This window comes from Ensifer sp. 22460, from assembly GCF_052044935.1.
Lineage (GTDB): Bacteria > Pseudomonadota > Alphaproteobacteria > Rhizobiales > Rhizobiaceae > Ensifer.
Genome location: NZ_JBQENZ010000004.1, coordinates 25,307 through 47,214, shown reverse-complemented (window position 1 = coordinate 47,214; position 21,908 = coordinate 25,307). Strand labels below are relative to the sequence as shown.

The 21,908-nt window shown below is 62.7% G+C and carries 22 protein-coding genes; 7 read left to right on the top strand and 15 right to left on the bottom strand.

Annotated elements, in window-relative coordinates:
- Nucleotides 1-232: 232 nt before the first annotated feature.
- The 10 genes from rpmG to ACTJKM_RS06070 all read right to left on the bottom strand — a co-directional run bounded on the left by rpmG (nt 233) and on the right by ACTJKM_RS06070 (nt 12,168).
- Nucleotides 233-400: a 50S ribosomal protein L33 gene (rpmG, locus tag ACTJKM_RS06115; protein WP_034795357.1), complete on the bottom strand. Its 168-nt coding sequence runs from the start codon at nt 398-400 to the stop codon at nt 233-235.
- A 93-nt stretch (nt 401-493) separates the two neighbouring features.
- Nucleotides 494-1,678, bottom strand: a complete 1,185-nt coding sequence (locus ACTJKM_RS06110; RefSeq protein WP_058329342.1) for an MFS transporter — start codon at nt 1,676-1,678, stop codon at nt 494-496.
- Nucleotides 1,679-1,691: 13 nt separating this feature from the next.
- Nucleotides 1,692-2,396, bottom strand: a complete 705-nt coding sequence (locus tag ACTJKM_RS06105; protein WP_058329341.1) for an NUDIX hydrolase — start codon at nt 2,394-2,396, stop codon at nt 1,692-1,694.
- Complete coding sequence (locus ACTJKM_RS06100) at nt 2,393-2,848, bottom strand: DUF983 domain-containing protein (protein ID WP_058329340.1); 456 nt, start codon at nt 2,846-2,848, stop codon at nt 2,393-2,395. The genes ACTJKM_RS06105 and ACTJKM_RS06100 overlap by 4 nt, the downstream gene beginning before the upstream one ends.
- A gap of 26 nt (nt 2,849-2,874) precedes the next feature.
- Nucleotides 2,875-5,247, bottom strand: a complete 2,373-nt coding sequence (rnr, locus tag ACTJKM_RS06095; protein WP_058329339.1) for a ribonuclease R — start codon at nt 5,245-5,247, stop codon at nt 2,875-2,877.
- 2 nt (nt 5,248-5,249) lie between these two features.
- Entirely contained in the window at nt 5,250-7,916 is a 2,667-nt protein-coding gene (gene topA, locus ACTJKM_RS06090; protein WP_058329463.1) for a type I DNA topoisomerase, read from the bottom strand.
- A 231-nt stretch (nt 7,917-8,147) separates the two neighbouring features.
- The gene (gene dprA / locus ACTJKM_RS06085; protein WP_058329338.1) at nt 8,148-9,296 is read right to left on the bottom strand and encodes a DNA-processing protein DprA; all 1,149 of its coding nucleotides are present in this window, start codon (nt 9,294-9,296) and stop codon (nt 8,148-8,150) included.
- Nucleotides 9,296-9,907 carry a glycerol-3-phosphate 1-O-acyltransferase PlsY gene (gene plsY, locus ACTJKM_RS06080; protein ID WP_440660039.1) on the bottom strand — a complete coding sequence of 204 codons (612 nt, stop codon included), beginning with the start codon at nt 9,905-9,907 and terminating at the stop codon, nt 9,296-9,298. Before plsY ends, dprA begins: the two co-directional genes overlap by 1 nt.
- 30 nt (nt 9,908-9,937) lie before the next feature.
- On the bottom strand, nt 9,938-11,230 hold the full coding sequence (locus ACTJKM_RS06075) for a dihydroorotase (RefSeq protein ID WP_058329337.1): 1,293 nt from the start codon (nt 11,228-11,230) through the stop codon (nt 9,938-9,940).
- Nucleotides 11,227-12,168: an aspartate carbamoyltransferase catalytic subunit gene (locus tag ACTJKM_RS06070; RefSeq protein ID WP_057252282.1), complete on the bottom strand. Its 942-nt coding sequence runs from the start codon at nt 12,166-12,168 to the stop codon at nt 11,227-11,229. The genes ACTJKM_RS06075 and ACTJKM_RS06070 overlap by 4 nt, the downstream gene beginning before the upstream one ends.
- A 157-nt stretch (nt 12,169-12,325) precedes the next feature.
- On the opposite strand from ACTJKM_RS06070, the gene ACTJKM_RS06065 reads away from it, so the two are divergent.
- Nucleotides 12,326-13,978 (top strand): acyl-CoA dehydrogenase family protein, encoded by a 1,653-nt coding sequence (locus ACTJKM_RS06065; protein WP_057252281.1) that lies wholly within the window; start codon nt 12,326-12,328, stop codon nt 13,976-13,978.
- Between the two features lie 4 nt (nt 13,979-13,982).
- Here the strand turns inward: ACTJKM_RS06065 and ACTJKM_RS06060 are convergent, their stop codons facing one another.
- Nucleotides 13,983-14,918: an AEC family transporter gene (locus ACTJKM_RS06060; RefSeq protein ID WP_058321476.1), complete on the bottom strand. Its 936-nt coding sequence runs from the start codon at nt 14,916-14,918 to the stop codon at nt 13,983-13,985.
- A 31-nt stretch (nt 14,919-14,949) separates the two neighbouring features.
- Complete coding sequence (locus tag ACTJKM_RS06055; protein WP_156433040.1) at nt 14,950-15,165, bottom strand: hypothetical protein; 216 nt, start codon at nt 15,163-15,165, stop codon at nt 14,950-14,952.
- Between the two features lie 126 nt (nt 15,166-15,291).
- Between ACTJKM_RS06055 and ACTJKM_RS06050 the strand changes: the two genes are divergently transcribed.
- On the top strand, nt 15,292-15,633 hold the full coding sequence (locus tag ACTJKM_RS06050) for a DUF6105 family protein (protein ID WP_058321475.1): 342 nt from the start codon (nt 15,292-15,294) through the stop codon (nt 15,631-15,633).
- On the opposite strand, the gene ruvX is transcribed toward ACTJKM_RS06050, so the two are convergent.
- Nucleotides 15,579-16,064 carry a Holliday junction resolvase RuvX gene (gene ruvX / locus ACTJKM_RS06045; protein WP_058329336.1) on the bottom strand — a complete coding sequence of 162 codons (486 nt, stop codon included), beginning with the start codon at nt 16,062-16,064 and terminating at the stop codon, nt 15,579-15,581. The genes ACTJKM_RS06050 and ruvX overlap by 55 nt on opposite strands.
- An 81-nt stretch (nt 16,065-16,145) precedes the next feature.
- Here ruvX and ACTJKM_RS06040 point away from each other — a divergent pair, with 81 nt between their 5' ends.
- The 4 genes from ACTJKM_RS06040 to ACTJKM_RS06025 all read left to right on the top strand — a co-directional run bounded on the left by ACTJKM_RS06040 (nt 16,146) and on the right by ACTJKM_RS06025 (nt 19,347).
- Complete coding sequence (locus ACTJKM_RS06040) at nt 16,146-16,850, top strand: metal-dependent hydrolase (RefSeq protein WP_058329335.1); 705 nt, start codon at nt 16,146-16,148, stop codon at nt 16,848-16,850.
- 108 nt (nt 16,851-16,958) lie between these two features.
- The gene (gatC, locus tag ACTJKM_RS06035; protein WP_057252276.1) at nt 16,959-17,246 is read left to right on the top strand and encodes an Asp-tRNA(Asn)/Glu-tRNA(Gln) amidotransferase subunit GatC; all 288 of its coding nucleotides are present in this window, start codon (nt 16,959-16,961) and stop codon (nt 17,244-17,246) included.
- Nucleotides 17,247-17,297: 51 nt separating this feature from the next.
- Nucleotides 17,298-18,779: an Asp-tRNA(Asn)/Glu-tRNA(Gln) amidotransferase subunit GatA gene (gene gatA / locus ACTJKM_RS06030; protein ID WP_057252275.1), complete on the top strand. Its 1,482-nt coding sequence runs from the start codon at nt 17,298-17,300 to the stop codon at nt 18,777-18,779.
- 82 nt (nt 18,780-18,861) lie between these two features.
- On the top strand, nt 18,862-19,347 hold the full coding sequence (locus tag ACTJKM_RS06025) for a GNAT family N-acetyltransferase (RefSeq protein WP_058329334.1): 486 nt from the start codon (nt 18,862-18,864) through the stop codon (nt 19,345-19,347).
- 155 nt (nt 19,348-19,502) lie between these two features.
- Here the strand turns inward: ACTJKM_RS06025 and ACTJKM_RS06020 are convergent, their stop codons facing one another.
- Both ACTJKM_RS06020 and ACTJKM_RS06015 read right to left on the bottom strand, forming a co-directional pair.
- Nucleotides 19,503-19,757 carry a YjhX family toxin gene (locus tag ACTJKM_RS06020; protein ID WP_057252273.1) on the bottom strand — a complete coding sequence of 85 codons (255 nt, stop codon included), beginning with the start codon at nt 19,755-19,757 and terminating at the stop codon, nt 19,503-19,505.
- 179 nt (nt 19,758-19,936) lie between these two features.
- The gene (locus ACTJKM_RS06015) at nt 19,937-20,251 is read right to left on the bottom strand and encodes a DUF1294 domain-containing protein (protein ID WP_440660037.1); all 315 of its coding nucleotides are present in this window, start codon (nt 20,249-20,251) and stop codon (nt 19,937-19,939) included.
- A 152-nt stretch (nt 20,252-20,403) separates the two neighbouring features.
- Here ACTJKM_RS06015 and gatB point away from each other — a divergent pair, with 152 nt between their 5' ends.
- A complete protein-coding gene (gene gatB, locus ACTJKM_RS06010; RefSeq protein WP_058321533.1) occupies nt 20,404-21,906 on the top strand; it encodes an Asp-tRNA(Asn)/Glu-tRNA(Gln) amidotransferase subunit GatB in 1,503 nt (500 codons plus the stop codon).
- Nucleotides 21,907-21,908 lie beyond the last annotated feature (2 nt).

Sequence of the window (21,908 nt, the reverse complement as noted above, 5' to 3'; positions counted from 1 at the left end):
CCGCAGTCAGACGCCAGCCGACCCCCTTTTCCGAAGCGCCGTCCCATCTTGGGGCGGCGTTTTTTGCTTTCTCGGTACCGGGCGAGGGGGCGCCGAGTCGGCATGTCTTTCAAGCATCCTTTGACCTGTCAGCGAGGCCAGCGGTGCCTTGCGTGCCATTTCCCGGACGTCCAAAAGGAAAGGGCGCCTGACCTTGCGGTCGGCGCCCTAAATCCCCGAGAAACGGTCGATCTTACTTGATCTTGGTTTCCTTGAACTCGACGTGCTTCTTGACGACCGGGTCGTACTTGGTCTTGGTCATCTTTTCCGTCATCGTACGGCTGTTCTTGGTCGTGACGTAGAAGAAACCCGTGTCGGCTGTCGAAAGCAGCTTGATCTTGATGGTGGTGGCTTTTGCCATGGTCGTCCTGCCTTTGTAACAATGAAAGCCGTGGACAACCGGTTGCGGGCCACGGGCAAGGTTGGCGCGAAACTACAAATCGCGGCCGAAAAGTCAAGGCCGTTTTGGATTCAAAACGATCCTGACCACCGAAAGCGCGACATAGAGGCCGAAAAATCCGGCGATCGCCCAGGCAAAGCCATTGTTGCCGGTGGCATCCATTGAAGCACCGATGGCCTGCGGCCCCGCAACGGTGCCGACGGCATAGGAGAACACGAAAGCGGCGTTGGCGGCGGCAAGATCGGCGCCCTGCAGCCGCGAGCCAAGGTGGCTGAGGCCGACCGTGTAGAGCCCGGAGACGCAGCCGCCCCAGAACAGCAACACGATCGCCATCAGGAACCAGCTTTCGACCAGAAGCGGCAGGAACAGCGCGCCAACAAGGCCGATAACAGTCATGGCCGAGAGCAGGGTGCGCCGGTCTTTGACGCGGTCGGACAACATGCCGACCGGGATCTGGAAGATGAAATTTCCGACCCCCATGACCGTCAGCAGGAGGGCCGCCTGCGATTCGCTGAAACCGGCTCTCGTGCCGAAGATGAGGAACAGCGAAAGACCGCCTGATTCGACCGCGCCGAAGATGAACACGGCGGCGGTTGCGGTGGGCACGAGGAAGACGTAGCGCAGGAAATGCCGCTCCGGCTTCTCGTCGATGACGGGGCTTTCGTCGCGTGCGAGGAAGATCGGCACCGAGGCAAGCAGGATGACGCCGGCGCCAACCATGAAAGGCAGGATGCCATCACTGCCGAGGATTGAAAACAACAGCGGCCCGGTCAGGAAGCCCAGCGACAGGAACGTGCCATAGATGCCGAGCACGAATCCGCGCTTTGCCGGCGGCGCCGTGGCGTTGATCCAGAACTCGGAGAGAATGAAGAGGACGGTGATCGCCCCGTGGAAAACGATCCGCAGCGGGAACCAGAGCCAGAAGTTGGTGATGTAGTAAAAGCCGAACGAACTCGTTGCTGCGATCAGGACGGCCCACAGCATTGTCGGCGCGACGCCGTGTCTATGAGCGAACTTGGTCGTGAACGGGGCGGCAACCATCGATGCCACGCCAGCCATGGCGGAGTTCAAGCCGATCAGCGTCGAGGAGATCCCGCGCTTCTCCATGATGATCGACAGGAGCGGCAGACCGAGACCAATTGCAATGCCGACCGCACTGATCGCTGCAACGGCGGCGATCAGCGACCGCCAGTGAATTTCCTCAACCGGTGCAACTGTACCGGGCGATGGCTGTGACATGCGACGAGGGTCCTTAGAGCAACGTGCGGACGAGGCGCCCACGGCGCGCGGCATAAAGTGGCACCTCTCGTTCACATGGGAGCGACGGATCGGTGTCGAGACTGCTTCTGAGGTCAGCAAGTATGATGGCGGTGATGTCGGGTATCCGTAGAGACGGAGAATCGTTCACATCGATCCACTGCAAATCCTGAAGCTCCCGACTGTCCAGGAAGCGTGTCGGATCGATTTTGGCCTCGTCCGCAAACAATGCGAAGAAGCGCGTATCGAACCGCCGCGCGTGGCCCGGAGGGGTAATGGCCCGAGCCATATAGCGCAACTTTGCAAGATCGGGAAGAAATGGAACCGGCGCTGTGGCAGAGGGAGCCGGTTGCCCGACGGCGATGCCGGCCTCTTCGTAAAGTTCGCGCAGTGCGGCAAGGGCGAGCGCGCGTGCGTGGGCATCTGTCAACTCGCGCTTGCCGGCCGCCTTCAGCGCATGCAGGACGGAAGGGTGCAGGTCGGAGCCGAAGCCGATTCGGTGATCGCCGGCATCACGCCGCCCACCGGGGAAGACATAGAGATCCGGCATGAAGACATGGGCGCTGTGCCGTTTGCCCATCAGGACGCGCACGCGTCCCCCTTGGCGGTCGAGCAGCATGACGGAGGCCGCATCGCGTGGCCTGACGGCTGCGGAACGTTGGCGTTCGACCTCGCCGCCCGGGCCCCGCGCAGACGTCATGCCCTGTCGTCTCGCGGCGGCAGGATATCTTCCGGTGCGTCTTCGTGGCCGCCGAAACCGTGCATCTTGAGCGCCCATTGCAGCCCGATGACGGCGCCCTTGACCGGCTGCAGCAGCGCCAGCGAACTGATCACGGTGATCGGTGCCCAGATCGCCAGATGCTGCCACGTTGTCAGCGGCAGGATGAGATCGGTCATCATGTAGCCCGCAAGCACGACGTGGCCGACGATCGTCACGACGATATAGGGCGGGAAGTCATCGGCGCGGTGATGGTCCATGCGTTCGCCGCAGGCGGCGCAGGCATCGACGGACTTGACGTAGCTGCGAAACAGTTTGCCGCTGCCACAGGCCGGGCAACGGCCGAGAAAGCCGCGCTTCATCGAAAGGCCAACGGAGCGCTTGTCGCTTTCGCTACCGCCCAGTTGAAGTGTTTCGCCCGCCGCTGCTTTCATGCTTATTCCTCTGCCTTACGGGAGTTCTAACGCCTGCCTCGCGGCGGCCGCGTTCCCGGCGTCTTACGTGCTCCGGTGCGATCGCGCCGGCCGGACTTGTGGAAGGAGCGCGTTGCCGTCGGCATCTTGCGCCCCTCGCTTTGCATCTCGAACCTGAGCGCACCCGCAAGCGGCACAGCTTCGACGAGCTTGACGCGCACGGGATCGCCGAGGCGATAGCCGAGCCCGGTCTTTTCGCCGGAAAGCGCCTGATGCGCCTCATCATAGATGAAGTAGTCGCGCCCGAGCGTAGATATCGGAACGAAGCCATCGGCGCCATAGGCGGGCAGGGTGACAAAGAGTCCCGCCTTGGTGACGCCGGAGACGCGGCCTTCGAATTCCTCGCCGACACGGCCATTCAGATGGTGTGCGATCAGCCGGTCGACGGTGTCGCGCTCCGCCGCCATGGCGCGACGCTCGAAGGTCGAGATCTCGGCGGCGATGTCGTCGAGCACGCCCTCTTCCTGCGGCGTCAGTCCGCCTTCGCCCAGACCGAGCGAGGCAACCAGCGCCCGGTGCACGATCAGGTCGGCATAGCGGCGGATCGGCGAGGTGAAATGTGCGTACTTCAAAAGGTTCAGGCCGAAGTGCCCGATGTTCTCGGGGCTGTAGATCGCCTGGCTCTGCGACCGCAGCACCATCTCGTTGACCATCGTCTCGAAGGGTTTTCCCTCGGCCTTGGCGAGAATGCCGTTGAAATGATTCGAGCGCATGTTGCCGCCCTTGACGAGCGAGATGTCGAGCGTCGCCAGGAACTCGCGCAGGCTTTCCTGCTTGGCGAGCGACGGCTGGTCGTGCACGCGATAGATCAGCACCTGGCGCTTCTGCTCCAGCGTCTCGGCGGCCGCGACGTTCGCCTGGATCATCATCTCTTCGATCAGCTTGTGGGCGTCCAGGCGTTCCGGCACGAAAACGCGATCGACCGTGCCGTCGGGCTTCAGGATGATCTTGCGCTCGGGCATGTTGAGTTCGAGCGGCTGGCGCCGGTCGCGCCCGCGCGTGAGGATCCGATAGGCCTCCCAGAGCGGCTTCAGGATCGCGTCGAGGATCGGCCCGGTCTTGTCATCCGGGTTGCCGTCGATCGCCGCCTGTGCCTGCTGGTAGGAGAGCTTGGCAGCACTCTTCATCATGATGCGGTGGAAGGTGTGGCCGGCCTTGCGGCCCTCCTTGGAGAAGCGCATGCGCACGGCAAGCGCCGGACGGTCGACGCCTTCCTTCAGCGAGCAGAGGTCGTTTGAAATCCGTTCGGGCAGCATCGGTACCACCCGGTCGGGGAAATAGACCGAGTTGCCGCGCTTCAGCGCTTCCAGGTCCAGCGCCGATTTCGGACGTACGTAATAGGAGACGTCGGCGATTGCGACCGTGACGATGACGCCGCCGGGATTGTCCTCGGACGGGTCGGGTTCGGCATAAACCGCATCGTCGTGATCCTTGGCATCGGCCGGGTCGATGGTGATCAGCGGCAGCGTGCGCCAATCCTCGCGATGCGCCATCGTGGCGGGACCGGCGGCGTTCGCCTCTTCGATCACACGCTCCGGGAAGATGTGGGGGATGCCATGCGCGTGAATGGCAATCATCGAGATTGCCTTCTCCGAGGCCACGGAGCCGATGACGTTTTGGACCTGGGCGCGCGGCAGACCATAGCGGCCGAGACGCGAGAGCTGCACTTCGACCAGATCGCCATCCTGCGCGTTGCCGGTGAACTCCGGATCGACCAGCACTTCTTCGCCGCGCTTTTCGATCGGCATCAGCCGGCCACCGCCACCAGGTGTGGCGCGGAAGACGCCGAGCACGGCGTCCTTGCGCTTGTCGAGAACCTTGATGATGCGCGCCGTATAGGCAGGTCCGCCACGCTCCTTTGCGGGGAAGATCTTGGCGAGCACCCGATCGCCGAGGCCGCCGACCGGTACCTTGCCCTTGGCCTTGCCGACTGCCGACTGCTTGATCAGCACCGCCGGCGCGACGCCGTCATCGTCCAGCCACTCGGCGGGCCGGCCGATCAGTTCGCCATCGACATCACGGATGGTGATGTCGAGCACGGTCACCGGGGGCAGGGCGCCGGGACGTACCAGCGACTTGCGCTTCTTCTCGACCAGGCCGTCCTCTTCCAGTGACTTCAGCAGCGCCTTGAGCTCGACACGGGTATCGCCCTTGAGGCCGAAGGCCTTGGCGATCTCGCGCTTGGAGGCGCGGTCCGGGTTTTCGGCAATGAAACGCATCAGCACGTCACGCGGCGGAACCGCACCGTGGATAATGGGCTCGCTTGCCGGAGCCGGTCCGGCCTTGGCCGCGCGAGCAGGCTTCCTGCCCATGGCTCTTCTGCCGGACTGTTCGGTCGGATCGCGCGGTATTCTGGTCAAGATCAGCCCTTCTTGGCCTTGGCGGCCGTCTTGGTTTTGCTTTTTGCGGGCGCCTTGGCCTTGGTCGACTTGGTTGCGCCGTCCTCGGACTTTGCCGCCGCCTTGGTCGTCTTGGCCTTCACGGCCTTGCCCTTGGTAGCTCCACCCTTGGCGGCACGCTCCGAAATCAGCACGAGTGCCTCCTCGACCGTCACCGACTGCGGATCCTTGCCCTTGGGCAGGGTAGCGTTGACCTTGCCCCAGTTTACATAGGGACCGTAGCGCCCGTCACGAACGGTGATGGAGCCGCCGTCCGGGTGGTCGCCAAGTTCCTTGAGCGAGGCGGCCGCGGTGCGGCCACGCCCGGCACCGGCCTTCGACTGCTTGTCGGCGAGAACCGACACGGCGCGATTAAGGCCGATCGAGAAGACGTCTTCGATCGATTCGAGATTGGCATAGGTTCCGTCGTGCAGCACGAACGGTCCGTAGCGGCCAAGGCCGGTCGAGATCATCTTGCCGCTCTCGGGGTGCGCGCCGATATCGCGCGGCAACGACAGAAGGGCCACGGCCTTCTCGTGGTCGATTGTCGACGGCGTCCAGCCCTTCGGCAGGCTCGAGCGCTTCGCTTCCTTGCCGTCGCCGCGCTGGACATAGGGACCGAAACGGCCGCTGCGCAGTGTGATTTCCTCGCCGGTGTGCGGGTCCTTGCCAAGTGCCTGCGGTTCGTTCGAGACCGCCGCTTCCTGGTCGCCGTTGCTGTCGGAGGAAAGCTGGCGGGTGAAGTTGCACTCCGGATAGTTCGAGCAGCCGACGAAGGCGCCATATTTGCCGAGCTTCAGCGACAGCTTGCCGGTGCCGCAGACCTGGCAGATGCGTGGATCACCGCCGTCTTCGCGCTTCGGGAAGACCAGCGGCGCCAGTTCTTCGTTCAGCGCATCGAGCACGTTGGTAACGCGCAGCTCCTTTGTTTCCTCGATCTGTGCGAAGAAATCCTTCCAGAAGTCGCGAAGAACATCCTTCCAATTGACCTCGCCGGCCGAGACCTGGTCGAGCTTTTCTTCGAGCGACGCCGTGAAGTCATAGCCGACATAGCGGGTGAAGAAGCTTTCCAGGAACGCCGTCACCAGACGGCCCTTGGCCTGGGGTATGAGCTTGCGCTTGTCGTTGGTGATGTAGTCGCGGTCAAGCAGGGTCGTGACCGTCGCGGCATAGGTCGACGGTCGGCCGATGCCGAGCTCTTCCATCTTCTTGATCAGGCTCGCTTCCGAATAGCGCGGTGGCGGCTCGGTAAAGTGCTGCGAGGCGTTGATCTTCTGCTTGGCGAGGTTCTCGCGCGCGTTGATCTCCGGCAGGCGGCCATCCTCCTCGCCATCATCCGTCTGCTCGCCGTCTTCCTTGGCGTCCGTATAGGCGGCGATGAAGCCGTCGAAGCGGATGACGGAGCCGGTGGCGCGCAGGCCAGCCTTCTGTCCGCCGTTGTCGGCGGTGATTTCTGCCGTGGTGCGCTCGATCTCGGCCGATGCCATCTGGCTGGCGATGCCACGTTTCCAGACGAGGTCGTAGAGGCGCAGCATGTCACCGTCGAGGAAGCGGCGGACCTGGTCCGGCGTCCGGTTGAAATCGGTCGGGCGGATGGCTTCGTGCGCTTCCTGGGCGTTCTTCGCCTTGGTCGAATAGAAACGCGGCTTTTCCGGCAGGTAGCGGTCGCCGAACTGGTTGGCAATCGCCTTGCGCGAGGCCTCGACCGCTTCCGGCGCCATCTGCACGCCGTCGGTACGCATATAGGTGATCAGACCGACCGTCTCGCCGCCGATGTCGACGCCTTCATAGAGCTTCTGCGCGACCTGCATGGTGCGCGATGCGGAGAAGCCGAGTTTGGAGGAGGCGGCCTGCTGCAGTGTTGAGGTGGTGAAAGGCGGCGACGGGTTACGCTTGACCGGCTTTGCCTCGATGCTGTCGACGACATAGGCGGCGCCATCGAGCAGGGTCTTCAGCCGGTTGGCCTCTTCGCCGTTGCCGACAGCCCTTGGCGCGAGGCGCTTGCCGTCGGCCGAGACGAGGCGGGCCTCGAACTCGTCGCCGCGCGGGGTCTTCAGCAGCGCGGAGATGTTCCAGTATTCCTCGGAGATGAAGCGCTCGATCTCGGACTCGCGATCGCAGACGAGGCGAAGGGTGACAGATTGCACACGGCCGGCCGAGCGGGCGCCCGGCAGCTTGCGCCAGAGGACCGGCGACAGGTTGAAGCCGACGAGATAGTCGAGTGCGCGGCGCGCCAGATAGGCATCGACCAGCGAGATGTCGATGTCGCGCGGGTGGGCGATTGCTTCGAGAACCGCCTTCTTGGTGATGGCGTTGAAGGCGACGCGCTTCACCGGTTTGTCGCCGAGCACCTTCTTCTTCTTCAGAAGGTCGAGCACGTGCCAGGAAATGGCTTCGCCTTCGCGATCCGGGTCGGTTGCCAGAATGAGGCCGTCAGCGGACTTTACCGCGTCGGCAATGTCCTTCATGCGCTTGGCCGAGGCGCCATCGACCTCCCAGGACATTTCGAAGTCCTCATCCGGACGGACCGAACCGTCCTTCGCCGGCAGATCGCGCACATGGCCAAACGAAGCCAGCACCTTGTAGTCAGGCCCGAGGTACTTGTTGATCGTCTTTGCCTTGGAAGGCGACTCCACCACTACAACATTCATCGTCATTTTTTGAGACAACCGGTTCTGGTTCGGGCGTCAGCGCTGTCAGCGCCGTGTGTCGCCTTGTATCGATGCCCCGAAATGGACAGGGATTCGTGCGGGGTCAAGAGGGTTCACCCAAAATAACGATGAGAGGAGGTGATGCAACTCATGCAAGATTGCATCGCATCTGCAATCTGGAATGGGTGTCTGCTCGCTTCCTCATGGCCGCGGGGTCGCCATCGCCGGTGCTCATTCGCTTGCCGTGAGAGACACGAGTCCTCCGGCGTGGCGATCGAGCCGCCCGGCGAGATCGAGCTCCAGGAGAAGAAGGTAGACCTGTGCCGGCGAAAGCCCGGTGTGCCTGACGATGTCGTCGGTTTCGACCGGCGTCGGACCAAGCGCATTGATGATGGCCGCACGGTCGCTGTCATTGGTTGCGGCAGGGGCGTTCGGTTGCGTGTGCCCCTCCGGTTCCCTGACGCTTGGCACGCGTAGTTCGAACTGGCTGAGCGGCGCCAATGCTTCGAGGACATCGTCCGGCGAGGTCGTGACGATCGCGCCCTGCTTCAAAAGGTCGTTCGTGCCATGACACCGCGGATCGAGCGGAGAACCCGGAACGGCAAAGACCAGCCGGCCGAGATCGGCGGCATAACGCGCGGTGATCAGGGAGCCGGAGCGATTGGCCGCCTCGACGACGGTCACGCCGAGGCTGACGCCGGCAATCAGCCGGTTGCGCCGAGGGAAATCGCGTGCACGTGGCTCCCAGCCAAAGGGCATTTCGCTGATCGCCAGACCCCGGCCCGACGTGATCTCGTCAAGCAAGCCGATGTTTTCGGGCGGGTAGGGCCGATCCAGGCCGCCGGCAAGCGCGGCGATCGTGCCGCTTTCGAGGCTTGCGCGATGGGCAGCGGTATCGATACCGCGCGCGAGACCCGAGGTGACGACATAGCCGGCGCGACCGGCATCGCGGGCAATCATCGCCGCGAACTTGGCGCCGCTGACCGACGCGTTGCGCGAGCCGACAATGCCGAGCGACGGGCGGGTTGCTGCTTTGAGATCGCCCTTCATCGCGAGGAGCGGGGGAGCGCCGTCGATCTGCCGAAGCGCTGAGGGATAACCTGGCTCACCGATGCCGACAAAGACCGCGCCGCAGCGTCGCGCCGCTTCCAGTTCCCGTTCGGCCTCGCTTACCGTTGCCACGCGATAGGCCTGTTTGGTCCCTCCGCGCCGGGATAGTTCTGGAAGCGCGTCGAGCGCGTTTTCCGCGGTGCCGAAGTGGTTGATGAGGTCCCTGAAGGCGATGGGGCCGACATTGTCGCTGCGGATCAGCCGCAGCCAGGAGATTTTCTGTCGTTCGGTCAGCGCCACTCCGGTTCGTCCTGCGCTGCCTTCAGACATTATCCCTTGTCCCCGATCTTGCTTTCCGTGCCGGCGAGCAACCGCTGGATATTGGCGCGATGCTTCACCCAGCTAATGATGGTCATTGCCGCGAAGAGGAGAGCGACCTTTTCGTTCCCTACCGCGTAAAGTAGAACCGGGATGATAGCCGTTACAACCAGTGCGGACAATGAGGAGTAACGGCTGATTTTCGCCATGGCGAGCCAGATCACCGCAAAGGCGAGCACCATCGGTGGGGCGAGGCCAAGGAGGACGCCGATATAGGTGGCGACACCCTTGCCGCCCTTGAAGCCGAGCCAGACGGGATAGAGATGGCCGATGAAGGCGGCGAAGCCTGCGGCGATCCCCGCTTCGACGCCCCAATGAGATGCAATGGCGGCTGCCGCGGTGCCCTTGAGCGCGTCGAGCAGCAGGGTCGCTGCGGCAAGCTTCTTGTTGCCGGTGCGCAGCACATTGGTCGCGCCGATATTGCCCGAGCCGATCTTTCTGACGTCGCCCAGCCCGGCCATGCGGGTCAGGATCAGTCCGAATGGGATCGAGCCGAGCAGATAGCCGAAGCCCAGGCTTAACAACGTCAAGGGCAGCCCAAGCTGCCAGGAAAATAGATCCACCGGTTCCCCTCCCGCGCGACCGCTTTGGGCTTATGCGGAATGCACAAGCTTGCCGGCAACATAGGTTTGCACAACCCGGCCGGTAAAGCGTGCATTTTCAAACGGCGTGTTCTTGGAGCGCGAGACGATCGCTTCCTTGTAGAGCACCCACGGCTCGTCGAGGTCGAGGACCGCGATATCGGCCTTGGCGCCCGGCTTCAGCGTGCCTGCGTCGAGACCGAAGATCGCCGCCGGGCGGGTCGACATGGCATCGATCAGGCGCATCAGTGGAACCTGGCCGCTGTGGTAAAGCCGAAGAGCGGCCGCTGCCAGCGTTTCAAGGCCGATCGCACCGTCGGCAGCGTCGGCAAACGGCAGGCGTTTGGTGTCGACGTCCTGCGGGTCATGCGAGGAGACGATGATGTCGATCGTGCCGTCGGCCAGCGCCTCGGCCATGGCCACCCGGTCGTCTTCGCTGCGAAGGGGCGGCGAAAGCTTGAAGAAGGTGCGGTACTCGCCGATGTCGTTTTCGTTGAGCGCCAGATTGTTGATCGAGATGCCGCAGGTGACGTTGGCGCCGCGCTGGCGTGCTGCACGAATGGCCTCAGCCGATTCGGGAACCGAGATTTGGGCGGCGTGGTAGGCGGCCTTCGTCAGGCCGGCGATGCGCAGGTCGCGCTCGAGCGGGATGATCTCGGATTCGCGCGGGATCCCGGCAAGGCCGAGCCAGCTTGCGAGCAGGCCCTCGTGCATGACGCCGTTGGCGCCGAGATACTTGTCGCGGGTCTCAAGAGAGATGACGGCGCCGAATTCGCGCGCGTAGGTCATGGCCCGGCGCAGAACCAGCGTGTCGTGGATCGACCGTCGGCCATTGGTGAAGCAGACGGCGCCGGCTTCGCGCAGCAGGCCGAATTCGGTCATCTCTTCCCCGGCCAGTCCCTTGGTCAGGGCCGCGGCAGGATGGACATTGACGAGGGCCTTGTCGCGCGCCGTCTTCTTTACGTACTCGACCAGCGCGATATCGTCGATCACAGGATCCGTGTCGGGCATCGCAATGAAGGTGGTGACGCCACCGACCGCTGCTGCGCGCGACGCGGATTCGAAGGTTTCGCGATGTTCGCTGCCCGGTTCGCCGACGAACACGCGGGCATCGACGAGGCCGGGAACGGCGGTCAGGCCATCGCAGTCCTTGACGAAGGCGCCATCGGGCGCGCCCTGGTTCTGTGCATCCGCGCCGGCGGCCAGGATGCGGCCGTCGTTTCCGACGATGACAGTGCCGACCTCGTCAAGGCTGCGCGAGGGATCGACGATGCGGAGGTTCTTCAGAACGAGTGGTCTGGTCATAGGCGCGGCCCCTGGTTCTGCGAGAGAAGCAGCGTTTCCATCACCGCCATGCGTACGGCAACGCCCATCTCGACCTGCTGTTCGATCACGCTCTGCGGGCCGTCGGCGATTTCCGAGGCGATCTCGACGCCGCGGTTCATCGGCCCGGGGTGCATGACGAGCGCATCGTCCTTGGCCGCCTTCAGCTTCTGCGCATCGAGCCCGTAGTAGTGGAAGTATTCGCGCACCGAAGGCACGAAAGAGCCGGCCATGCGCTCGCGCTGGAGGCGCAGCATCATGACGACATCCGCATCCTTCAGGCCCTCGGCCATCGAGTGATAGACCTCGACGCCCATTTCGGCGATCCCCGAGGGAAGCAACGTCGCCGGAGCGACGACGCGCACGCGGGCGCCCATCTGGTTCAGGAGCAGGATGTTGGAGCGCGCCACGCGCGAGTGCAGCACGTCGCCGCAGATCGCCACGATGATGCGCGAGAGCTTACCCTTGGCGCGGCGGATCGTCAGCGCGTCGAGCAGGGCCTGGGTTGGGTGCTCGTGCTGACCGTCGCCGGCATTGACGACGGAGCAGGAGACTTTCTGTGCCAGGAGAGCGGCGGCACCGGCCGAGGAATGGCGCACCACCAGCACATCCGGGTGCATGGCGTTCAGCGTCATCGCCGTATCGATCAGCGTTTCGCCCTTTTTCACCGAGGAATTGCCGACCGACATGTTCATGACGTCGGCGCCAAGCCGCTTGCCGGCGAGCTCAAACGAAGACTGCGTACGCGTCGAGGCTTCGAAGAAGAGGTTGATCTGCGTCAGCCCCCGCAGCGTCGAGGTCTTTTTCTCTCTTTGACGGGAGATTTGGACGGCTTCATCGGCGCGATCGAGCAGATAGGTGATATCCTGCTCCGTGAGCCCCTTGATGCCGAGCAGGTGGCGATGCGGGAAAGTGATCATGGGCCGCCCTTGCGCTCTGGAAATGTGGTCGCTCTATAAGACTTGGCCCCCGGTACGGCAAGGCTTGGGCGTCACCGTCCGCAGAAAACTTGCAACGGCCATCCTATCTTTTTCGCGCCCCGTTCCGTGGTCGAGAAACTTGCGCTAGAACCGGCCCATGAATCAGATGAACCGGACTGAACAGAAACTCGCCGAGCTGAACCAGCCCAAGCCCTGGTCCGGTGTCAACGCCTATCGCTCCGATCCGCTCGTGGTGGATATCACCTCGTCGATGAGCAAGACGCTGCGCGACGAATTCGATGTGCTCGGCCGTTACGTCACCTCGCCAGAAGCGCAGGAACTGGCGCGCATGGCGAATGAAGGTCCGCCGAAGCTGAAGACGCATGGTCCGCGCGGCGAGCGTCTCGATGTCGTCGAGTTCCACCCGGCCTGGCATGCGCTGATGCGCCGCTCAATGTCGTCGGGCCTCCATGCGTCGGCCTGGGAAAACCTGGCTGACGAGCGCAACCAGTCGCACAAGACACGCGCCATCCGCTTCTATCTGACGGCGCAGCTGGAATGCGGCCATCTCTGCCCGCTGACGATGACGAGCGCGTCGCTTGCCGCGATCACCGCGTCTCCGGCGGTGCAGAAGGAATGGGCGCCGAAGATCCTGTCGCGCAAATACGACTCGACGAACCGTCCCTGGATGCAGAAGTCGGCCGTCACCGTCGGTATGGGCATGACCGAGAAGCAGGGCGGTACCGATGTCCGCGCCAATACCTCGACGGCCGAGCGTGTAGGCGAGGGCATCTATCGGTTGAATGGCCACAAGTGGTTCATGTCGGCACCGATGAGCGACGCCTTCGTCATGCTGGCGCAGACCCGCGAGGGCCTTGCCTGTTTCCTCGTGCCGCGTCTTCTGGAAGACGGCAGCGCCAACGGCCTGCGCTTCCAGCGGTTGAAGGACAAGCTCGGCAACCGCTCCAACGCTTCGTCGGAGGTCGAGTTCTCCGACACGTTCGGTTTCATCCTCGGCGCTCCGGACGCCGGCATCCGGACGATCCTCGACATGGTCACGCTGACGCGCCTCGACTGCGCGTTGGCATCCGCAGGCATGATGCGTGCCTCGCTTGCCGAAGCCGTGCACCACACCCGCGGCCGCAAGGTCTTCGGCAAGCCGCTCGTGAGCCAGCCGATGATGACGCGCGTGCTTGCCGACATGGCGCTCGATGTGGCGGCGGCAAGCGCCCTTTCGTTCCGTCTGGCTGAAGCGTTCGACAAGGCCCGCAACAGCCCTGAAGACGCGGCCTATGCGCGGATCATGACGCCTGTTGCCAAGTACTGGGCCTGCAAGATCGCCCCGGCACTGATTTACGAGGCGATGGAGTGCCTTGGCGGCAACGGCTATGTGGAAGAGCGCGCGCTGGCGCGCCATTACCGCGAAGCACCTGTCAACGCTATCTGGGAAGGGTCCGGCAACGTCATGGCGCTGGACGTGCTGCGCGTACTCGCCAAGGGCAAGGACCTCTTCGAGCAGCTCTTCGTCGTTTTGGCGCGCGATCTCGGACCAGCCGGCCGCAAGACGATCGACGTGTTGCGCGCCGCCATGTCGCTCTGCGAACGGGACGAGGGTGCTGCGCGCATGCTGGTCGAGCAATTGGCGCTCGCCGCCGCAGCAGCAGAACTCTACCGTCTCGGTGCCGGCCGCATCGCCGACGCTTTCCTCGAATCGCGCCTGGCTGCCGGATGGCGCTCGACCTACGGCATGCTCGATTCGCGCTTCGATTCCGCCTACATTCTCGATCTTCTCTATCCCCCTGCGGCGTAAGACGTCAGCCCTCTGCGGCGTATGCCGTCAGGTAGAGGACGAGTGGTATCGTGAAGAACGAGACGACCGTCTGGACGGTTGCGACCGCCGCATAGAGTTCGGCGTCGCCATCCATCTGCTTGGCGAGCAGATAGCCGTTCATCGCCGTCGGCACGGCCGCGCCAAGCGCGATGACCAGCAGGGCGTCCCCCCGAATGCCGAGCAGATAGCTCGCGCTCACCATGAAGACCGGCATGACGATCAACTTGAGGAAGACCGCGAGCAGCGCCGTCGCGCTCGGCTTCAGCGCATCGGAAGCGCGCAAACCTGCCCCGACCATCACCAGCCCGAGGCTGAGCGAGGCGCTTGCCAGCATCTCGATCGTGGTCATCACGGGGCCGTAGATCTTCAGTCCGACCAGGTTGACGAGAATGCCGAGCACCGAGGCGACGATCAGCGGATTGGTGGCGATCTTTGCGAAGAAGCGCCTGAAGTCACGATTGCCCCCGCCGAACCAGACCAGCACGCCGATATTGTAGAGATTGATGGGGATGATCACGAGCGTCATCACCAGCGCGGTCAGCGTCAGGCCGATTGGGCCGTAAAGCTTCTGCGCAATTGCCAGCGCCATGAAGCCGTTCCAGCGTGTTGCCGTCTGGAAGACTGAGGTGAACGAGGCGCCGGACACGTGCCGGTCTCGCAGCACTGGCCAGAGGAGCAGCACGAAGGCCGACATCAGGCTGACGCTGCCGATTGTCGCGATGGCCGTCGCGTCGGCTTTCAACCCGGCAAAGTCTGCCTGGGCAAGCGTCGAGAACAGCAGTGCAGGGAACAGGATGAAGTAGCCGAACTGCTCGAGCCCGAGCCAAAGGCTCTGGTCGACGAATGTCGAGCGTTTGAGCCAGACGCCGAGCAGAACCAGCAGGAAGATCGGAAGGATGCTTTCAAAGACGACGGTCATGGAGGAGGACCTGCGAGGGGGAGGGATACCGCTACCCGAATTTTGCAGAGACCGGAATGGGCTTGCAGCTTTGTGGTGAATGATCGGGCGCAACCGCAAGCGTGAGCGCAAGAAAACCTAGCTTGTGAAAATTAACCTTAACAAATGGTTTACGTTGCACGCCTTGCCTGTAGGGGCGAAATTGACCAGGAATTTCAACAGATCCGGAATGGAGCGGTTCGGTGAGAGCTGGTCTTTTGATCATCATGATGATGTTTTTCGCCGGACTGGCGCTGGATATTGCGGTCCCAACGGTGGCCCTGCTTGCCTTGTTGCTGGCAGACCGCGCCATATATCCGCTAGTCTACCGCCGCATCTCGGAAAGGGGAGCCGCATGAAGTGGTTTCTAATCCTTTGGGCCTGCCCGGTCATGTTCCTCACGTCGTGGTATGGTCTCTCCTATTACGACATGAGCTTCGGCTTCTTCATGCTGACGCGGCAGACCCATGATCTCGTGTTCCAGGTCTACGGCAATGTCCTCGGCATTCCGCCAGAGACGATCCCGCCGCTCGTCGCCCGTGCGATCGTCTTCGATAGTTTTGTGGTTTTTGCCATTATCGGCTTTCGCAAGCGCCGTGAGATCGCAGCCTGGTATCGCCGTCGTTTCGGTGCCGGCGTAGCTCAGTCCGAAAGGCCGTCCCTCGCGAGCGAAGCCAGCCTGTCGAGCGCGCCCTGAAGAATGAAGGAGGCGGCGGCCGAATCGATGCGTTCGGCCCGCTTCCGTCGCGACACATCCATCTCGATCAGCACGCGCTCGGCCGCAACGGTCGAAAGCCTTTCATCCCAGAAGATGAAAGGCAGTGGCGTCTTTTGCTCCATATTGCGCACGAAGGCGCGGGTCGCCTGACAACGCGGTCCCTCGCTGCCGTCCATGTTGACGGGCAGGCCGATGACGAAGGCTGCGATCTTTTCCTTTCCTGCCACTGACAACAGGGCTTCCGCGTCCACCCCGAACTTGACCCGGCGGATCACCTCGCGGGGTGTCGCGAAACGGCGACCGAGATCGGAGACCGAAAGACCGATCGTCTTGGTGCCAAGGTCGAGCCCGGCGATCGCCTGGTTCTGTTGAAGCTGGGATGCCAGCTGTTCGATGGTGAGAATTGCCATGTCGGTATCGATTCGATCTTTGCGCGGAGGGCTGTCTGTTCCATATGCTGTTCCGACACGCAAATCATCAGGGAGATCGTCATGAAGATCAAATGGCTCGGTCATGCCGCCTTTCACATCGAAACGGCAAAGTCCAAAATCCTCATCGACCCCTTCTTCACCGGCAACCCCGCCTTCCGGGACGAAGATCGCAGGGACGCGACCGCCGGGCTCACCCACATCCTCCTGACCCATGGTCACGGCGACCACGTCGGCGATACGATTGCGATCGCCAAGGAGACCGGTGCGACCGTGGTCGCCAATGCCGATCTCGCTACCTGGCTCGGGCGGCATGGCGTCAAGGCGCTCGAAATGGGAAATACCGGCGGCACGATCAACCTCGGTGCGTTTTCAACGACCTTCGTCAACGCGCTCCATTCCTCGGCGCAACTCACCGAGGACGGCGTTTCCCATTCGCTTGGCAATGCCAATGGGTTGGTACTGCATTTCGAGGATGAGCCGACGCTCTACCACATGGGCGACACGGATATCTTTTCCGACATGGCGCTGATCAACGAATTGCACCAGCCGGAGATCGGCATCGTGCCGATCGGCGACCGTTTCACCATGGGCGGCGCGGTGGCGGCACTCGCCTGCCAGCGCTTTTTCAAGTTCTCAACGGCGATTCCCTGCCACTACGGATCGTTCCCGATCATCGACCAGACGCCCGAGACCTTCGTTGCCGGCATGGAAAGCGCATCCACCAAGGTGGAGACGCCGTACGTTGGCGGCGTCGTCGAGGTCTGATGTTGCGCCGGGCCTTTGACGAGAGGTCCGGTACTCCGGCAATTCCCCCGTTGCGTGGCTCGCCGTGCGCCATTATAGCGGGGGAAGTTCCAGTTACCGGAGACGATCATGTCCGTAGACCTTGCCACCGTGAAGCGCGTTGCGCGCCTTGCCCGTATCGCCGTCAGCGAAGAGGAAGCCGAGCGGATGATGGGCGAGCTCAATGGCATCCTAGGTTTTGTCGAACAGCTCTCCGAAGTTAATGTCGATGGCGTCGAGCCGATGACCTCGGTCACGCCGATGGAGATGAAGAAGCGGACGGACATCGTGTCGGACGGCAACAAGGCCGACGATATCGTTGCCAATGCGCCGAATTCCGATCGCAATTTCTTCCTCGTTCCGAAGGTGGTCGAGTAACCAGACCCCCTGCCGCCCCGACGTTCCCGATTGCGAAAGCCCGATTTCATCATGACCGACCTTATCAGCCTCACGATTGCCGAAGCCCGCGCGAAACTCGCCGCCAAGGAAATCACCGCCGTCGAACTGACGGATGCCTATATCGGCGCGATCGATGCCGCCAATGAGGCGATCAATGCCTACATCGCCGTAACGCCGGACAAGGCGCGCGAGATGGCGAAGGCCTCGGACGCGCGTATCGCCGCCGGCAAGGCCGGTGCGCTCGAAGGCATCCCGCTCGGCATCAAGGATCTCTTCGGCACCGAGGGCGTGCACACGCAGGCCTGCAGCCATATCCTCGACGGTTTTGCGCCGCGTTACGAATCGACCGTGACCCAGAACCTCTGGAACGACGGCGCCGTCATGCTCGGCAAGCTGAACATGGACGAATTCGCCATGGGCTCGTCGAACGAGACCTCCTACTACGGTGCCGTGAAGAACCCGTGGCGCGCCAAGGGCTCCAATCTCGACCTCGTTCCGGGCGGCTCGTCCGGCGGTTCGGCTGCAGCCGTCGCTGCGCATCTCTGCGCCGGTGCCACGGCGACCGATACTGGCGGTTCCATCCGCCAGCCGGCCGCCTTTACCGGCACCGTCGGCATCAAGCCGACCTATGGCCGCTGCTCGCGCTGGGGCGTCGTCGCCTTCGCCTCGTCGCTCGATCAGGCCGGCCCGATCGCCCGTGACGTGCGCGATGCCGCGATCCTCTTGAAGTCGATGGCAAGCGTCGACACCAAGGATACGACCTCGGTCGATCTGCCGGTGCCGGATTACGAAGCTTCCATCGGCAAGTCGGTCAAGGGCATGAAGATCGGCATTCCCCGGGAATACCGCGTCGACGGCATGCCCGAGGAGATCGAGGCGCTCTGGCAGCAGGGCATTGCCTGGCTGAAGGACGCCGGCGCCGAGATCGTCGACATCACCCTGCCGCACACGAAGTATGCGCTGCCGGCCTATTACATCGTCGCTCCGGCCGAAGCTTCCTCGAACCTCGCCCGCTATGACGGCGTGCGCTACGGCCTGCGCGTCGACGGCAAGGACATCGTCGACATGTACGAGAAGACCCGCGCCGCCGGTTTCGGCCAGGAGGTCAAGCGCCGCATCATGATCGGCACCTACGTGCTTTCGGCCGGCTATTACGACGCCTATTATCTGCAGGCGCAGAAAGTCCGCACGCTGATCAAGCGCGACTTCGAACTGGCCTTCCATGCCGGTGTCGATGCGATCCTGACGCCTGCCACGCCGTCCTCCGCCTTCGGCATTGCCGACGAGGACCTGGCGTCCGATCCGGTCAAGATGTACCTGAACGACATCTTCACGGTAACGGTCAACATGGCTGGTCTTCCCGGCATTGCCGTTCCCGGCGGCCTCGACCACAAGGGTCTGCCGCTTGGTCTCCAACTGATCGGCAAGCCGTTTGAGGAAGAGACGCTGTTCAAGACGGCGCATATCATCGAACAGGCCGCCGGTCGCTTCACACCCACCAAGTGGTGGTAAGGCTTTGATGGCGGTGCCGGGCCGGCACCGCCACTGTTTCTGAAGGCGATCAGTCACTCTTGTCGCGAAAGGAGCCCGCGTCATGCCCGCCATCCGTCATGCCCGCGCCGGCGATGTCGACCGGCTGACGGCGATCGGTCTCGCCGCTTGGCAATCCGCCATTGCCGGTCTTGCCGATGGTGAGAGAATGCGGCGTGTGGCAGAAGCCTCGTTTTTCCGTTTTCTTTCCGATCACTGGTTGTCTGTTTTACTGATCGAAGCCGAAGGCGGCATTCGCGGTTGGGTGGCGCGAGAGGACTTCGACAACGCGATATCCGACGTGTGGATCGAGCCGGCGGTCCAGGGCAGGGGCCTTGGCGCTTTGCTGCTCGGCGAGATCGAGCGTCGCATCGTTGCGGACGGGTTCGATGTCGCCACTACCAAGACCCATGCGCGCAACGACCGAGCCGTGACCTTCTTCCGCAACCGCGGCTACGGCGTGAGTTGGCTTTCCACCGCCTACGCCCCGCAACTCGACAGTGATGTCGAGTTTATCGGTCTGAGCAAAGTCCTCACCGAGCAAGACTAGAACCGCCGACCCTGCGCATATCCGTGCACGGCTGCCACCCGGAAATGCGCAGCTTCCGGTATTGATGCAAGGTGAGGCTTCTCGTCGCTTCACCTTGCGTGAAGCGCCGGCGATACCAGACATCGTTCGATGTCCGTTATCGCCGTTTCAGCCGCTCAGCGGTTGTTGAATTCGGAGCGCACGAGCTGCAAACCGCGTTCCGTGATGCGATAGGGATTTCCGCCGGAAGACGATATCGCCTTCTTGCGCTTCAGTTTGCGGAAGAGCTCCAGGTCGAAGCCGGGGTAGACCCAGCCGTCACGGGTGAAGCAGCGGATCTCGGTGATCGCCTTGCTTTCGCGGATGATTTCGATGCGGCCGCCCTGGGCCAAATGATGAAGAATGCGCTGTTCTGCACGCGAGATGTCCATTGTCTGAATGTTCCGGAAAAGCGTTCGGAAGAACGCAGGAAAACGTTCCGCAAATCACTGGGAAAGCGGGGTGACGTTTCCGGCCCGTGCGCGCAATCAAAGGAAGATTGCGGGGACGGGCCCTTACCGGGACTCAGGCGAATACGAGAACATCAAAACTCCAGAAAGACGGTGCTTTCCTAGAAGACGTTCGCGAGCGCGTCAAGGTGCCCCTGCAACGCCAGGGTGCCGATCACCGCGGCTACCACCTGGAAAACGATGATGAGCGCCAGCCGGGTTCGAAATGGTTCCTTGCGTGTCTTGTGGCGAAATATGTGCCGGGCGGCGATCGCCCCCGGACTTCCGCCGAGAAAAGCAATCGTCAGCAGCGTCTGTTCGCTGATGCGCCAACGACCCGCGCGCGCCGCCCGTTTGTCAAACCAGAACAGCCCGAAGCTTAAGATGTTGATGTAGGCTGCGTACAATGCGAGTGCGGTGGCGGTGGACATCGACAAATCTTGGAGCAAGTGTACTAAGCGGTGGTTAAGTGGCGCTCCCAACGCGCGGCTGTCCGGAGATGCGGCCGCATGCTGCCGAACAACTTGCACCGGCGAACCAATTGTTCTACCGAGAAACCAAGAATTCAGGCTTCAAAGAAGAGCATGATATGAGCATTGTCGACGTCCGCACCCCCGATCCGAAACGCTTCATCCCCGGCGCCACCGGCGACTGGGAAGTCATCATCGGCATGGAAGTCCATGCCCAGGTGCTTTCCAATTCGAAGCTGTTCTCGGGTGCCTCGACGGAGTTCGGCAATGCGCCGAATGCCAACGTTTCGCTGGTCGACGCCGCCATGCCCGGCATGCTGCCCGTCATCAACGAGGAATGCGTGAAGCAGGCGGTGCGCACCGGTCTCGGCCTCAAGGCCGCGATCAACAAGCGCTCGATCTTCGACCGCAAGAACTATTTCTATCCGGACCTGCCGCAGGGCTATCAGATCTCCCAGTTCAAGGATCCGATCGTCGGCGAGGGCAAGATCATGATTTCCGTTGGCCCTGATCGCCAGGGCCAGTTCGAGGACGTCGAGATCGGCATCGAGCGGCTGCATCTCGAGCAGGATGCCGGCAAGTCGATGCACGACCAGCATCCGTCCATGTCCTATGTCGACCTCAACCGTTCGGGCGTGGCGCTGATGGAGATCGTCTCCAAGCCGGACATGCGTTCGTCGGATGAGGCCAAAGCCTATATGACGAAGCTGCGCTCGATCGTGCGCTACCTCGGCACCTGCGACGGCAACATGGACGAAGGTTCCATGCGCGCCGACGTCAACGTTTCCGTGCGCCGTCCGGGCGAGGGTTTCGGCACCCGTTGCGAGATCAAGAACGTCAACTCAATCCGCTTCATCGGCCAGGCAATCGAGTACGAGGCGCGCCGCCAGATCGGCATCCTCGAAGATGGTGGCTCTATCGATCAGGAAACCCGCCTGTTCGATCCGAACAAGGGCGAGACCCGTTCGATGCGCTCCAAGGAAGACGCGCACGACTACCGTTACTTCCCGGACCCGGACCTGTTGCCGCTGGAGTTCGACGATGCTTTCGTTGAAGCGTTGAAGGCCGATCTGCCGGAATTGCCCGACGACAAGAAGGACCGGTTCGTTCGAGACCTCGGCCTTTCGGTCTACGATGCCTCGGTGCTCGTTTCCGAAAAGTCGATCGCGGACTACTTCGAGGCTGTAGCCGAAGGACGCGATGGCAAGATCGCCGCGAACTGGGTCATCAACGACCTGCTCGGCGCCTTGAACAAAGCCGGCAAAGCCATTGAAGAGACTCCCGTTTCCCCGGCTCAGCTCGGCGGCATCATCGATCTCATCAAGGCCGAGACCATCTCGGGCAAGATCGCCAAGGACCTCTTCGAGATCATCTGGAACGAAGGTGGCGACCCGGCCCAGATCGTCGAAACGCGCGGCATGAAGCAGGTGACGGACACCGGCGCCATCGAAAAGGCAGTCGACGAGATCATCGCCGCCAACCCCGATCAGGTTGCCAAGGTCCAGGCCAAGCCCTCGCTTGCCGGCTGGTTCGTCGGTCAGGTGATGAAGGCGACGGGCGGCAAAGCCAACCCGCAGGCCGTGCAGGCCCTCGTGAAGGCCAAACTCGGCATCGAGGAATAAGC